The sequence below is a fragment of the Chryseobacterium sp. MYb264 genome, from assembly GCF_035974275.1.
In the GTDB taxonomy this organism is placed as follows: domain Bacteria; phylum Bacteroidota; class Bacteroidia; order Flavobacteriales; family Weeksellaceae; genus Chryseobacterium.
On the sequence record NZ_CP142422.1, the window covers coordinates 849731 to 864434 of the forward strand.

Consider the following 14704-nt stretch of genomic DNA (forward strand, 5'->3'; position numbering starts at 1 on the left):
AAACTTAAAATAACAAGTGCAGATTATTCATATTATTTTGTTAGATTTGTAATGAAAATCATCTAACATTTTGAAAACAACATTAACAGAAGAAAACTATCTTAAGGCTCTGTTTCATTTGGTAGACAATGAAAGTAAGGTAACGATTAATGAACTCAGCAAATTTTTATCCGTAAAAATGCCGAGCGTTAATAATATGATGAAGAAATTTGCAGACAAAGGCTGGGTGGTTTACGAGACGTACAAGCCACTGATTGTTACCGAAAAAGGAAGAAGGGAAGCCGCTCTTGTCGTAAGAAAACACCGGTTAACCGAAATGTTTTTGGTAAAAAAAATGAATTTCGGCTGGGAAAATGTACATGAAATTGCGGAACAACTGGAACACGTACACTCCACTATTTTCTTTGATAAGATGGATGAAATTCTTGATCATCCGAAATTTGACCCTCATGGCGAACCTATTCCTGATAAAGATGGAAATATTATCGCCCAGGATCTTCAAAAATTGAGTGCTTGTGAGTTGAATGAAACCGTTATCTTTGCTTCTGTTACGCTTTCTGACGATGCTTTTTTAAATTATTTAACAGAAAGAAATTTACTGTTGAATAAGAAAATTACAATCGTTAAAATAGAAAACTTTGACAAATCCATTACGGTGGAAGTTGATGGAAAACAGGAAGTTTTGAGCAAAAAAGCGACAGAAAAAATATTAGTTAAAAAATAAATTTCACTAAATTTCTTCAACAACTTCTTTTACTTTCTTTGCTTTTTTACTCAATAAAAATACGGTCGAAATAATGAAAATACTTCCGATCCAATCGATTGTTGTGAAAGAAACATTGAGCCAAAGAACCGCCAAAATCGTTGCAGATAAAGGTTCTAACGAAGCCAAAAGACTTGTTTTTTGTCCGCCAATGATCTGAACTGCCTGAAGGTAAGCATAAAAAGGCACGAGAGTTCCAAAGATCACAATAAATATGGTGTACCAATAGGTTTGCACGTCCCAAATTCCATCAACAACCCATGGAGCTTTCACAAAACTGAAGGCAAAACCGCCGCAGAACATTCCCCATCCTATAATGAGTGAAGGTTTGTATTTTGATAATAATTTCACGGGTTGTAAAGTATAAATTGCCAATGCCACCGCTGAAGCAATCCCAAATAATAATGCGGTAAGTGAGATTGAAAGACTGCTAAGATTTCCGTGGGTAACCAATAAAACTGTACCTGCAACGGCTAAAATTATGGCAATCATTTCTAAAAATACGGGCAATTTTTTATTTTTAAAAGCTAAATAAATAGCAATTATCACCGGTCCTGAGTATTGCAAAACCGTTGCTGTAGCGGCATTTGAATGTTTTATTGCTGCAAAATACGTATACTGAACCGCAAGCATTCCCGCGATACTGAAAATAATTAACTGCATTGCATTTTTTTTATTTTTCCAGATTTCAAATAAATTTTGCTTTTCACCAAATTTCGCAAATAGTAATAAGCAAAATCCAGAAATCAGCATTCGCATGGTGATCAGCCATTCAATATTTATTCCCCTCTGTTGAAATAAAAACTGTCCGAATGTTCCGGAAACTCCCCAAAGTAAAGCGGCTAAAACAGCCAATAAGAAACCTTTTAAAATATTCGTCTGCATAAACTTGATAATTATTTTGCAAAAATGCATCAAAAATAGGTTGCTTTTTAATGAAATTTGGGTAATAATTTGCAATTTTGTTTCATTATTAAACATAATTGCGAATGAAAAATGTAGATCACTTTGATGTTTTGATTCTTGAAATCCTTCAGAAAGACAATATGACTCCGCAAAGAGATATTGGAGACAAGATCGGATTATCTGCTGCTGCTGTTCAAAGACGAATTAAAAAAATGCGGGAAACCGGAATTATTAAAGCCGATGTTTCAGTTGTTGATACCGAAAAAATTAAATATTCTGTAACCCTTTTGGTTGAAATTTTTCTTGATAGTGATAAGATTGATCTGATTGACCAGGCAAGACAGGTTTTCAATGCTACACCTGAAGTTCAGCAATGTTATTACGTAACAGGAGAATCTGATTTTATGTTGGTGATTATTGTTCCTTCAATGAAAGATTATGAGCAGCTCACCCGCAAAATATTTTACAGCAATGAAAATATTAAGCATTTCAGGACATTGGTTTCTATGGATACGATAAAATCAAATTTAGAAATTCCGTTGCATATTCTATCTCAGTTAGAATAAATCAAACCATTAAGATAAAATTACATTAATGGTTTGATTCAAAAAATTATTTTAAACTGTTTTTCAAAACTTCGGAAACTTTTTCAATCTCTTCTGATGTATTGAAATAATGTGGCGATAATCTTACAATTCCATTGATATTTTTATTTGTAAAATCAATTAACGCTGAATTTTTATAAGTTACTGAAAAGAATATATTATTTTCTTTCAACACCTTTTGTATGTTTTCTAAATCTCCATCAGGACCAGAAAAAGTGATAATACTGCTTAAATGATTACCCTGATCCCAAATCTGGAAACCGCTTTCCTGAAGGTTACTTCTTAATGTTTCCGACAGATTTTTATTATAATTTTCAATTTGATCTAAACCAACTTGGTTTGCATACTTTATTGCCTGTGTAAAACCGAATAAGGAAGCATAAGAAATTTCCCAATGTTCAAATCTTTTGGCTGTTTTAAACAATTCATAATCATCAAATTCTGACCAATGAGCACCCCTCATATCCAATAATAAAGGGGCATAATTCTGTTCTAATACTTTGTCTGAAACATATAAAAATCCGGTTCCTCGGGGACCTCGCATGAACTTTCTGCCAGTTGCCGTAAGGAAATCACAACCTATCTTTTCGACATCAACCACCATCTGACCAACAGATTGACAGGCATCAACCAAATATAAAATATCATATTGCTTACAGATTTTTCCGACCGCTTCCACATTCTGAATCAATCCGGAATTGGTAGGAATATGAGTAACAGCAACCAATTTCGGCTGATGTTTTTTAATTAAATTTTCAAGATCTTCCAAATCCAGTTCGTTATCTGAAAGATTTTTCGTTCTGATAATTTTTACATTTAATTTTTTCTGAAGCGAAATAAATGTAATCTGGTTAGAAATATAATCGTCAACCGTCGTGATAATGACGTCTCCTTCTTTAAAAATAATACTCGACAAAGCCTTTGCATATGCTTCTGTGGCACTTGTTGCAAAAGCAATATTAGACGATTTAGCATTAATCAGTCTGGCAGTTTCCTCATAAAATTCTTCTAAAAATGCTTCATTTTTTGCGGCAACAATATATCCTCCCGTTTGCTCTTCCTGCTGTACATATTCAATCATTGAATCAACAACAACTTTCGGCATTAATGAAGACCCCGCATTGTTTAGAAATATTTTCCCATCTTTCAAACCTCTGATGTCCTGTCTTATTTTATCTATGTTCATTTTTATTTTAAAATTTAATCAAACAATTTTATACAAAAAATCCCGAATATCAGGTATCGGGATTTATATTTTTCAAAAGTTATTTTTTTAGTCTAAAACACTCCAACCTCTTTTTGGATTGTTATTGTTAGATACTTCCTGTTCATTAACGATAATATTTTCTTTTCGCTGACCGATATAATCCAGTTCACTCAGTTTAGAGAAAATGATTTCCAAACTTCGCAGCATTTGCTGAATGTATAGAAGTGGTTCTCCACAGTTATGATGGTCATAGTTGGTCTCAGCAACAATAGAAAGCTGGTTTAATAAAGTATGCGGCGCAATTTCACTCCATTCGAGGCTGTAATTCAACATTTCTTCCAGTTCTGCAGGAACCAGCACCTGGGTGGCATTATATAATCGGAGTGCCAGTTTGGCAAAAGATTCTATCAAAAATACCGGTGGCTGATAAGGGGTAATATTTCTAAACTGGAAATACATATCTCCAAAAGTATTCACTAAGGTACTGCATAAAAATTTTACATTTTGTGCCAGCGCTGTATTTTGATTTTTATGAGATGCCTTTTGGATGATCTTAAAGGCGTATTGCTGAAGATTTCCGATCGATTTAGCAAAACTATTGTAATAGTCGAGCAATGCAGGGTGACTTTGAATCGAGGTGCACGGAGGAATAAAATTGGAATCCACCTGAGCGATATTCCCTTTCAGGTCCACCTTTCCGATAATCAGGTAATTACCCCCGGAATAACTACTGTTCAGAGATGTTACAGGAAGCAGTTCAATATGATGATTGGGCTGGGCATTCGGATGACGTGGCGGGATTTCTTCGGGATCGATATCTCCGAAAGGGACTTTGTCAAACGGATTGACTGAGATTAAAATATAATACTCTCCGTCGGCCTGCTCTTCATGCATTGATTTTGCCAGGGACTTGACGCTCACTCTCCTATCATTCAGTTCAATTCTGTAGCCTGCCAGGGTAACTGCACTGCAATGTTTAATAACTAACTGAACATCATTGGTAGCTGTGTTGTGAACATCAAATATAGTCCGATCCGTAAATTCTTTGGAGATCGGCAAAAGTCCGTAATTGTATATATTGATTCCCAAAGAGTTAGAATCTCTAATGGTGTCAATTAAAAAATTATCCTGATCATTGAGGTGTCGCTGGGAAACCTTCATCCCGTCTACCCAATTGATGGCGAAATGTTTAATGGGCTGTATCATAGTAAATATCTTTTTGGTGTGATGTTAGGGTTTTCTGAGTCCTTCTTCTTCGTGACGGATCACTCTTTTACAAATTACCACTTCATTTTCCGAAATGCTGTTTGTTGAAATGTCCTGGTCAAAATCTATATATTTTCTGAAGCTGAAAAATGATTTTTTAGTATAAAAAATCCAGTAATAAGGTTCTTTTTCCTGATCTGACAAATGAATTACAGAATTAGGATTTTTATGATTATAATCGTCTACTACCCTGTAGAACCAATCTCCAAACGTAATTCCTGTGGGTAATGTTTTGGCTTTAATTCTGAATCGGTTGGAATCTTCAAGGTTTTTGCTCAATTCAACATTTAAAACCATTAAACGGTCGAAATCCGCGCCTTCAAAATCAGGTAATTTCTGATCCGGAGAATATCTCCATGTTTTATAAATATCAAAAGGGATACTGATAAACTGGATATAGCAATAATAAAAAAACATGGGAACAAGGAAAATAATCAAACTTGTTGCAGCCATCAGCGGATTGCCCATTCCTCTGCTCATCCATTCAAAAATAAGATAAAAAAGATAGCCTCCGAAAGCAATACAGGTAATGGAAAGGATAGATTCGAACAAGATACTCATTGCCTGGGAATCGATATGTTTTCTGAAAAACCGATGTAATAAATTTACATGAATAATTCCCAAAATAAGATAAATAATCTGCGAAATCAGATACCAGTAAGGATTGAAAAGGTTACCGGCAAACCCAAAGATTCCCGGAATGGCCAAACACAAGCTGCAAAGCAGAAAATATATAATAATGGTCTTGATCTTAATGGCAGGTTTATTCCGTCTGATGACTCCTAAGATAACCATCATGATCACTGCAAATAAAGGCATTAAAATATACCTAAAAAAGATTCCTTTTACTGAAGAAATTTCCATTTGTTTTTATTCAAATTAATATTTTGTTGGTAATTGTAAATATAGTAAAATATTTTACAGAAATGTAGAGTATCCAAGGCGGTTTGCATTTCTATCGTCATCTTGTAAGGCGAATGAATATTCTTGTTTTTCGGTGATAAAATTCTCTTTAATATCAATATTAACCGGCAAAAAATAATCATACAATGTTTGCAAAACCTTTCTAAAGGGATTTCCGTGAATGTATTTTTTCATTTCCTGATATGGAATAGGACCGATATTTACCACCCAGTTTCTCTGTCCGTCCATATGTCTTCCGCTTGGAATATACGTTACTCCCAATCTTGAATTCCCCAGTAGCATGGAGTCATCTTCCTCTTCCATATTATCAATCACGTTCGGTGCAAAAGTAATTTCTACGGGAACCTGCAAAAAAGCGGTCATACATCTTTCAAACCATTTTTTATCCCCTCTTATCTGATGAAAGAAGGGTAAGATATGAATAAAAATATACGCATTCTGTTTATCCAGCATATCAACCAGAGGCCAAAGTTCGCTAACGGTATCTAATAAAGCGTCGGTATCGCTTGATACATCAAAATCAAATTCTTTGAGTAACGCACTGATCTCGGTAAAAAATACCTCAAGTTCAAAAGGTTTGAAAAATTTTCTTGCGTCTTCTTCTACTCTTTTTTGCTTACGGATTTCGCGGACAACGGTTTCCACATTTTTTCTGGACGTTCCTAAAGAAGGCGGATGAAAAAGACCTTCCGGGAGATAATCATAAATCCCCTCCCTATAGGTTTCTATGATAAAGACCTCTTCTTCAAACCCCAGATAATTACTGGAAATACTTTTTATATCTTTTAAATAAGCACGGTCATTAATACCGATTCTTTCAATGAATATATTGCTTACTGCGCGATGGTACTTTAAAAGGTTTACGGCTACAGATTCCGCTTTGAAGTCGGTCTGCAGCTTATTGTAATGCATGTCTACAATATTATTCTCATACATAGTGTCTGCTGTGATTTTGGGCTTGTAAAAATAATATATCTCAACTGATTGAAAAAATATTTTTTCAATTAATTTTATTCTAAAAATACTAATTTATCAGCAATAAAAATAATAATCATCATCAATATACGGAAAAATGGGTAGAAATTTCGGGTTAAAATACATGAAATGATTTGTTTAAATCTAATTTTAAGAATTAGTTAAATTTATAAATCGTTATTTTGATATGAATCTAAACTTTAAATTAACCGTATCTTTGCAACCAGAAAATGTTATTTTAAAATGAAAAGTATTTATTCTAAAATTCTGGTTTTAGCATTTATGGCATCTTCGCTTTATTCTTATGCGTGGGGATTAACGGGGCACAGAGTTATTGCAGAAATTGCAGAAAATCATCTTTCCGGAAAGGCAAGAAGAGAGATCAAGAAAATTATGGGGAAAGAGCGTCTTGCTTATTGGGCAAACTGGCCAGATTTCATTAAGTCTGATACCACGGGCGTTTGGAAGCAGGCTTCCGCCTGGCATTATGTAAATATTGATCCTCAGACAGATTTCAAAGCTTTTGAGAAAAATTTGGAAGCTCAGGCTGGTCCGAGTTTGTATACCCAGGTTAAGACTTTGTCTAGCCAGATTAAAGATCCTAAGACGTCTGAAAAGGACAGAAAAATCGCGTTGATTTTCCTTATTCACATTATGGGAGATTTGTCTCAGCCTTTACATGTTGGAAGATCTGAAGATTTAGGCGGAAACAAAATCAATGTTACTTATTTTGGAGATAAGACCAATTTACACTCAGTTTGGGATGGGAAATTGGTAGATTCTCAAAAATACAGCTATACAGAATATGCTAAATTACTGGATATTAAATCTGATCATGAAGTAAAACAGATTCAGACAGGAACTGTTGAGGATTGGTTATATGATTCTCATAAAATCGCCAATAAAATCTATGCACAGACTCCTGACGGATCTAAATTATCTTATGATTATCAATACAAATTCAATGATACCGTTGAAAGACAGCTTCTTTACGGAGGTTTGAGACTGGCGAAATTATTGAATGATTTGTTTTAGAATGGTTGATGGTTGACAGTTTTTAGTTGATTGTTAATTATATCTTATAATACAAGCGGAGCCTTTGGGTTTCGCTTTTTTTGTTTCTGAAACTTAAATTGTTTTTAATATTGTAATGGTACAAACCTCATAGGTTTCAAAAACCTATGAGGTTTATTTTTTAAACAGTCGCAAATTATTAGCCCCGATTGCAACGGCATCCTTTTGGGTTGCGGCTGGAGCGAAGCGGAAGCCGTAACCCAAAAGATATAGTGAAAAGCGGGAAAAAGCTCCTAAAAAATAAAATATAGGTTAGAAATATCTGATAAAATTTTCAACGAAAAGACTTTTTAAATAGGATTTTTTATAAAATCTTATAAATTAATGAAAACAAAAAATCCCCCTCTATGTCGTAGGAGCCATAATTTACAACTAATTTTTCAATTTTAATTTAAATAAATAAAAATTAATTGCAATATGTGTAACCTTTTTAGTTCGTCATACGTATATATAGATGTAAACTCTTTTTTGAGGAAAAAATAGATGAGACAATTAAAAATCACTAAGCAGGTAACCAACAGGGAAACTGCATCATTAGACAAGTATTTGCAGGAAATTGGTAAAGTTGAACTAATTACGGCAGACGAAGAAGTAGATTTGGCACAGAGAATACGTGCGGGCGACAGAGCAGCACTGGAGAAATTAATAAAAGCCAACCTTCGTTTCGTAGTTTCAGTATCTAAACAATACCAAAATCAGGGTCTTTCTTTACCGGATTTAATTAATGAAGGGAATTTAGGACTGATGAAAGCGGCAAAAAGGTATGATGAAACAAGAGGTTTCAAATTTATCTCTTACGCGGTATGGTGGATTCGTCAATCAATTTTACAGGCTTTGGCAGAACAGTCAAGAATTGTAAGATTACCATTGAACAAAATTGGTTCCATCAACAAAATCAACAAAGCTTATGCTCACCTTGAGCAGGAAAATGAAAGACCACCTTCTCCTGAAGAATTGGCTGAAGTTCTTGACATGAGCGAGGAAGATATTAAGGAATCAATGAAAAACTCCGGTAGACACCTGTCTATGGATGCACCTTTGGTAGAAGGTGAAGATTCTAATCTTTATGACGTATTGCGTTCCGGAGAATCTCCAAGCCCGGATAAAGATTTGATGCTTGAATCTCTTCAGATTGAGATTGAAAGAGCATTGAATACTTTAACTCCAAGAGAGGCGGATTTGGTAAGATTATACTTCGGGTTAAACGGAAAACATCCGATGACTTTGGAAGAAATCGGTGAAACTTTTGATCTTACAAGAGAAAGAGTTCGTCAGATCAAAGAAAAAGCGATCAAGAGATTGAAGCACAATACCAGAAGTAAGATTTTGAAATCGTATTTGGGTAAATAATTTTAACGATACAAACAACACGCGGAGCTTGATTTTCAGGTTCCGCTTTTTTTATCCCGGATTTTGAATTATCTTCAACTCATTAATAGGATCAGGCGCAAAAGTTGGGGGCTAAGCAAAAAGTTTGGTTAATCTGAATATAAAGAAGTTTCTATCTTTAACTCCTCTGAGTTGCATTCTGAAGTTTTTTGGATCAAATACAAAAGTTGGGGACTAGGCAAAAAAGTTTAGATTATGTAAGGTGAAATTTTTTGCTCTCGCAGATTTTGCAAATGATGCAGATTCTTTTCCTTACACTTTAAATATTCAACACCAAAGTTTAAGCAATAAAAAATCGGCATCATCATCTGTTAAAATCTGGCGATCTGCGGGAAATAAAAAATTCGTGCATTCGTGGCCATAATATGCATCCCTCCATTTTATCAAAGATAAAATCCTTGCGCCTTAAAAACATAAAGCATTAAAAAATATCTTTGCGACTTTGCGAAAAACCAACAGAAACAGCCCCACCCACGAAAACCCTATCAATCTATGGGAAATAAAAAATTCGTGCATCCGTGGCAAAAAATACACCTGAACAGTTTCTCCCCAAGTTTTGAAACTGATCCCATTAATAATATATTGACGATTCCATATGTCATTCAGAACTATGCGACAGTATAGTGAGAAATCTAAAAATTAGGTGTAAATTTCTCCTGTCGCCGAAAGGATAATAGTACTTAATTTAATGTAAACCATGAAAAAAATACTTTTTACATCTGCTCTGTTTTTATTAATCGTTTCCTGTGGAGAAAGCAGCCCGGAAAATAACCCCCTTGTAGAAAATGCCGTTGATAACACGGATTCTTCTTTAAAAGGTTCTTTTGAAAGTGATCGTTATGATGATAATATGATTGATAAAATTTATTCGGAACTCATTAAAAATGATAAAAAATTATCTGCCCTCGATGATAGGCTGGAAAAAACGTATAAACATTCGATAAAGGTGATTGATCAATATGGTAAGGTTTTGAATAAATCCGAAGCTTTCTATAGAGATGCTAATTTTTCGGCAGAAAGCATTCATGATTCAATTCTAAAACATAAGCTAAAAAGTGAAGTCAAAGCAAGTACTGAAAAATATCAGGAAAAAACTAAAAATGTAAGAAGTTTAATTTCGCAACTCAATGAGAATACTGAAAATATGACTGATTTGTATAAGGCTTTCAAAATCAGAAAAACCCTTCCTGAAATCGGAAAATATCAAAATGCACATCCTTTGAAAATGGATAGTCTTGAACATTTCATCAGCAAGCAGAATCAATTGCTGAACGAATTGAAAAATTTAAAATAAATTTCTGCTACTAATTTTTACGAATGTCTTCAAAAATAAATAAACTCATGTTCTTGAGACTTTTAAATAATTATTTATGAATCAAATTTCAATCATCGGAGCTGGAATCGGCGGTTTGACGCTTGGAAATATTTTAAAACAACATAATTTAGATTTTACCATATACGAATCTGCACCGGAAATCAAACCTATCGGTTCCGGAATTATGATGGCCATTAATGCGATGCAGATTTTTGATCAATTAGGATTAAAAGAGAAAATCGAAAATGCAGGAAATAAAATTCACGGAATTTCCATAACTGATGAAAATTTAAAACTCATTTCAAAAACCAATGTTCTTGCGCTTGAAAAGAAGTATAATTCCTTCAATGTAGCCATTCACAGAGCAGATCTACAAAGGATTTTAGCTGAAAATATAGGTTTTGAAAATATTCAATTGAATCATGCTTTGCATTCAGTTCAAAAGAAACAAAACTATAGTCTCAGCTTTGAAAACGGAAATGAAATAGAAAGTAAAATCGTTTTTGGAGCTGATGGAATTCATTCTAAAATAAGAAATCAGGTTTTTAAAAAAGGAACTATTAGAAATACAAAACAAATTTGCTGGCGTGGTTTGGCAGAATTTGATTTGCCTGAAGAATTTCAACAGGAAGCCATTGAAGCCTGGGGAAAAGGCAAACGTTTTGGCTTTGTAAAAATGTCTGAGAAAAAAATCTATTGGTATGCTGTAATTAATCAAAGCAAACATAACAGATATCACAGCTTAGAAGAAAGTTTTAATGGCTTTCATCCTTTAATTTTAAAAATTATTGAAGCAACATCTCAAGAAAACATTATTCAAAATGATATTATCGACTTATCTCCTATTCCAAAATGGCATGTGGAAAACCTTTGCCTAATCGGTGATGCCGCTCATGCAACTACTCCGAATTTGGGACAAGGTGCTTGTCAGGCCATTGAAGATTCTTATGTCATTGGAAAACTGTTGGAAAACAGTAAAAATTTCAATCAAATTTTTGAAGAATTTCAGAAAATAAGGAGAAAAAAAGTTAATTATGTTGTGAATACAAGCTGGAAAATCGGACAAATTTCTCAATGGGAAAAAGGAACTTTATTACGAAATTTTATGTTTAGGTTGGTTCCTGAAAGTTTTAATCAAAAATTAGTTGAAAAAACTATTCGATTGGAAATTTAATTTTTTTATTTCCCCGCAGATTTTCACAGATGATTGAGCCTATTTTTTGCGGCAAAAGCAAGAAATTAAAGCATAAACATCTGCAAAATCTGTCGGAAAACAAAAATCCTCCAAAATGAAGGATTTAATATTAAGATTTATAATAACTTTAATAAGTCAAAGTAATTCCAGCTCCCCAGCCCATTTCGTTATCATAATTTCCGGATACAGAAATGTATTGTTGTACAATATACCGCAATCCGGTGCTGAATTCACCATCAGAATTAACGGTAAAATTTCCTCTCAATCTTCTCGAAAGCGGAATGTCTTCCCGACTTAATTCCAATAAAATTTTTCCGTTTTGGTCAATGCTTACATCACCAATCACCAGCATTGGAAGTACATATTGCATACCGACCACGAAAGCAGCTTTTGTTTTTGACGCTTTTTGCTGTCCAAACCAGGTTTTCCTTCCGTGGAAGTTCATTCCCATATCTTCAGCCATTTGTCTTTCCATAATTTCATGATTTTTCTGAATTCTGAAACCTGCATACGGCAATGCCCACTGAAATTTCCCCAAAAATCTTCCCACTTTAAAATTGCCGTCAAAATGGTTAAAATCCCAATTTGAATGAAATTCATTTAGATTAGCCCATCTCGGACCGAACATCGTCATCGTTTCTGCATGCAATTTATTACTCTGAAGATCAAGCATCGCCATTGAACTAACCATTCTATTGTCTTTCAAAAAGTCCTTCCAGGCTAATTTTCGATTTGGAAGCTGAGGGTTGGGTCTTGAATTTTCGTAGCTGAAGATCCTTCCCATTCCCGCCATCATGTGGTATAAAATATGACAGTGAAAAAACCAGTCACCATCCTGATTGGCAGCAAATTCTATAGTATTGGTTTCCATGGGCATAATATCGACTACATTTTTCATGGGCGAATATTCTCCTTTTGAGTTAATTAATCTGAAATCATGACCGTGAAGGTGCATTGGATGGCGCATCATTGAATTATTATACATTGTAATTCTCAGCACTTCTCCCTTTTTTACCAGAATCTTATCCGTTTCGGTCACCGTCTTATTATCCAAAGTCCACAGATAATGATTCATATTTCCTTCCAGATTAAACTTCAATTCACGTACATTTTCTGTTGGAAGAATGGTTTTTTCCGGAGATTTCAAGATATTGTAAGACAATCTTTTAATCGGTTTTTCCTCCCCCATATTCATCCCCGAATGTTGTGAATGATCCTCTTCTTTTTCATTTGTCTTGATTCCCATCATCTCATTCATATGCTTCATCGTCATTTTTCTTTGGCTTTCAGAAAGTTCGGGATACATTACCTCGTTCATATCCATCATCTGATTGCTCATCGTCATGTTCATAGGCTTCATATTTCCGCTCATTTCCATCATTCCGTTCATCATCTTCATACCTTCAAAGAGCTTTAATCTGGGTAAATCCGGGGCTTCCACTTTCTGCCCTGATCCAAGCCAAAGCGAAGCATGACCAATTCTGTCTTCAGAAGTGGCCCGAAATTCAAAGCTTTTATTTTCGGGAATTGTGACTTCAATATCATACGTTTCAGAAACTCCGACAATCAAACGATCTACTTCTACAGGAACAACATCGTTTCCGTCATTTCCGATCACTTTTATTTTTCCACCTCCGAAATTCAACCAGAAATAAGTGGACGAACCACCATTTGCGATTCTTAGCCGAACTTTATCTCCAACTTTTAAATTAGAATATTCAGAACTTGGCTGCCCGTTAATGAGAAATTTATCGTAAAAAACATCACTCACGTCCATCGCTTCCATTCTTTTCCATTCATTCAGTGCTTTTGTTCCGAAATTTCCAGATTTTATTGCTTCCCAATAACTTTGAACTGCATTTTTCTTGATCGCATACCAATCCGTATTCGCCATGTGAAGTCTTCTTGCAATCTGCATCGGATCATCGTCGCTCCAATCTCCTAATAATACAGGAATTTCTTTGGTGTAATTCACCTTTGGATCACCTTCTCTTTTGTTGAAAACCAGAATTCCGTTCATTCCGATCTGCTCCTGTAAGCCTTCATGAGAATGATACCAATAGGTTCCGTTCTGGGAGACTTTAAACTTGTATAAATGCGTCTCGCCAGGTTTTACAGGTTTTGTCGTTAAATACGGAACTCCGTCATGTTTGTTGGGCAAAATAACGCCATGCCAATGAAAACCAGTGTTTTCTTTAAGCATATTATGAAGGTAAATTTCCGCGGTATCCCCTTCCGTAAAATATAAGGTCGGAGCCTGTAATTTCCCGTTAACCGCAATCGCACGACGGTTTTTTCCTGTAAAATTGACGATCGTATCTTTTACATATAAATCATAACGGACTGTTTTCCCTCCAAAACTTATTTTTCCGTTTTCTGAATCTCTTTTTAAAACAGAATTCTGAGCTTCAGGTTCTGCTTTTGGCTGAGACCTATTTTCTACTTCAACGAGATCCATTCCACATTTGGGGCACTTTCCGGGTTGATTAGATATCAGTTCAGGATGCATCGGACAAGTGTATTTTTGAGATATAGTGGGAGGTTGTGATTGAGACTTTGATTCTGTACTATTTTTATTATAATTTTGAATAACTTTATTTGTAACATTCGTTTTCAGTACTTTTTTAGCATCAACCTTCTTCTCAATCTTTGCCTTCGTCTTATTTTCTGATTTTATTTCCGTTTCTGTGAATGGTTTTGCAACAACTTTCGGTTTTAAAACGACTGTTTTTTTCCTCAAAGTCATTCCGCATTTGGGGCAGTCTCCGGGTTTTTGGGAGACAACTTCAGGATCCATCGGACAGACATAAAATGTTTTTGTTGTTTGTGCAAATGAGAAAACGGAAAATAAAAGCATGAGAAATAGTATCAACTTTTTCATGATATTTTGAGCTTTTATTAAAGGTGTATGGCTTGAACTGGATTTTTTTTGCTTAAGTTTTTAACGCAAAGAGCGCAAAGATTTTTTTACTACTATGCTTTTCTAACTTCACAAAGGCGTTTCACTTAACGAAGACCGCAGAGATTTTAATCAGTAAATTAGCTAAAGTAAATTCTAATCCAAGCTATACAGCTTATTAATTTA

12 protein-coding genes are annotated in these 14704 nt (G+C 34.6%); 6 read left to right on the top strand and 6 right to left on the bottom strand.

Going from position 1 to position 14704, the window contains the following annotated elements:
• The first annotated feature begins 70 nt into the window (after positions 1-70).
• The gene (locus VUJ46_RS03720; protein WP_326983665.1) at positions 71-724 is read left to right on the top strand and encodes a metal-dependent transcriptional regulator; all 654 of its coding nucleotides are present in this window, start codon (positions 71-73) and stop codon (positions 722-724) included.
• 6 nt (positions 725-730) lie between these two features.
• Here VUJ46_RS03720 and VUJ46_RS03725 read toward each other — a convergent pair whose 3' ends face one another.
• Entirely contained in the window at positions 731-1648 is a 918-nt protein-coding gene (locus VUJ46_RS03725; protein WP_326983666.1) for a DMT family transporter, read from the bottom strand.
• A gap of 104 nt (positions 1649-1752) precedes the next feature.
• Between VUJ46_RS03725 and VUJ46_RS03730 the strand changes: the two genes are divergently transcribed.
• A complete protein-coding gene (locus VUJ46_RS03730) occupies positions 1753-2235 on the top strand; it encodes an Lrp/AsnC family transcriptional regulator (protein WP_326983667.1) in 483 nt (160 codons plus the stop codon).
• 46 nt (positions 2236-2281) lie between these two features.
• On the opposite strand, the gene VUJ46_RS03735 is transcribed toward VUJ46_RS03730, so the two are convergent.
• From VUJ46_RS03735 to VUJ46_RS03750, 4 genes are all read right to left on the bottom strand, one after another.
• On the bottom strand, positions 2282-3460 hold the full coding sequence (locus tag VUJ46_RS03735; protein WP_326983668.1) for an aminotransferase class V-fold PLP-dependent enzyme: 1179 nt from the start codon (positions 3458-3460) through the stop codon (positions 2282-2284).
• A gap of 87 nt (positions 3461-3547) precedes the next feature.
• Positions 3548-4687, bottom strand: coding sequence for a hypothetical protein (locus VUJ46_RS03740; protein ID WP_326983669.1), 1140 nt, complete (start codon positions 4685-4687; stop codon positions 3548-3550).
• 24 nt (positions 4688-4711) lie between these two features.
• The gene (locus tag VUJ46_RS03745; protein WP_326983670.1) at positions 4712-5611 is read right to left on the bottom strand and encodes a TssN family type VI secretion system protein; all 900 of its coding nucleotides are present in this window, start codon (positions 5609-5611) and stop codon (positions 4712-4714) included.
• A gap of 54 nt (positions 5612-5665) precedes the next feature.
• Complete coding sequence (locus VUJ46_RS03750; RefSeq protein ID WP_326983671.1) at positions 5666-6607, bottom strand: type VI secretion system baseplate subunit TssG; 942 nt, start codon at positions 6605-6607, stop codon at positions 5666-5668.
• A gap of 282 nt (positions 6608-6889) precedes the next feature.
• Between VUJ46_RS03750 and VUJ46_RS03755 the strand changes: the two genes are divergently transcribed.
• The 4 genes from VUJ46_RS03755 (at position 6890) to VUJ46_RS03770 (ending at position 11598) form a co-directional block, all read left to right on the top strand.
• Positions 6890-7681 carry a S1/P1 nuclease gene (locus tag VUJ46_RS03755; RefSeq protein WP_326983672.1) on the top strand — a complete coding sequence of 264 codons (792 nt, stop codon included), beginning with the start codon at positions 6890-6892 and terminating at the stop codon, positions 7679-7681.
• Positions 7682-8203: 522 nt separating this feature from the next.
• Complete coding sequence (locus VUJ46_RS03760) at positions 8204-9070, top strand: sigma-70 family RNA polymerase sigma factor (RefSeq protein WP_027385416.1); 867 nt, start codon at positions 8204-8206, stop codon at positions 9068-9070.
• Positions 9071-9806: 736 nt separating this feature from the next.
• Positions 9807-10403: a hypothetical protein gene (locus tag VUJ46_RS03765; protein WP_326983673.1), complete on the top strand. Its 597-nt coding sequence runs from the start codon at positions 9807-9809 to the stop codon at positions 10401-10403.
• 76 nt (positions 10404-10479) lie between these two features.
• A complete protein-coding gene (locus VUJ46_RS03770; protein WP_326983674.1) occupies positions 10480-11598 on the top strand; it encodes an FAD-dependent monooxygenase in 1119 nt (372 codons plus the stop codon).
• A gap of 148 nt (positions 11599-11746) precedes the next feature.
• On the opposite strand, the gene VUJ46_RS03775 is transcribed toward VUJ46_RS03770, so the two are convergent.
• Positions 11747-14500, bottom strand: coding sequence for a multicopper oxidase domain-containing protein (locus tag VUJ46_RS03775; protein ID WP_326983675.1), 2754 nt, complete (start codon positions 14498-14500; stop codon positions 11747-11749).
• Positions 14501-14704 lie beyond the last annotated feature (204 nt).

Bases quoted from the DNA above. Each gene is read 5' to 3' on its own strand.
- VUJ46_RS03725 (WP_326983666.1), bottom strand. From the start codon at position 1,648: ATGCAGACGAATATTTTAAAAGGTTTCTTATTGGCTGTTTTAGCCGCT.
- VUJ46_RS03730 (WP_326983667.1), top strand. From the start codon at position 1,753: ATGAAAAATGTAGATCACTTTGATGTTTTGATTCTTGAAATCCTTCAG.
- VUJ46_RS03735 (WP_326983668.1), bottom strand. From the start codon at position 3,460: ATGAACATAGATAAAATAAGACAGGACATCAGAGGTTTGAAAGATGGG.
- VUJ46_RS03740 (WP_326983669.1), bottom strand. From the start codon at position 4,687: ATGATACAGCCCATTAAACATTTCGCCATCAATTGGGTAGACGGGATG.
- VUJ46_RS03745 (WP_326983670.1), bottom strand. From the start codon at position 5,611: ATGGAAATTTCTTCAGTAAAAGGAATCTTTTTTAGGTATATTTTAATG.
- VUJ46_RS03750 (WP_326983671.1), bottom strand. From the start codon at position 6,607: ATGTATGAGAATAATATTGTAGACATGCATTACAATAAGCTGCAGACC.
- VUJ46_RS03755 (WP_326983672.1), top strand. From the start codon at position 6,890: ATGAAAAGTATTTATTCTAAAATTCTGGTTTTAGCATTTATGGCATCT.
- VUJ46_RS03760 (WP_027385416.1), top strand. From the start codon at position 8,204: ATGAGACAATTAAAAATCACTAAGCAGGTAACCAACAGGGAAACTGCA.
- VUJ46_RS03765 (WP_326983673.1), top strand. From the start codon at position 9,807: ATGAAAAAAATACTTTTTACATCTGCTCTGTTTTTATTAATCGTTTCC.
- VUJ46_RS03770 (WP_326983674.1), top strand. From the start codon at position 10,480: ATGAATCAAATTTCAATCATCGGAGCTGGAATCGGCGGTTTGACGCTT.
- VUJ46_RS03775 (WP_326983675.1), bottom strand. From the start codon at position 14,500: ATGAAAAAGTTGATACTATTTCTCATGCTTTTATTTTCCGTTTTCTCA.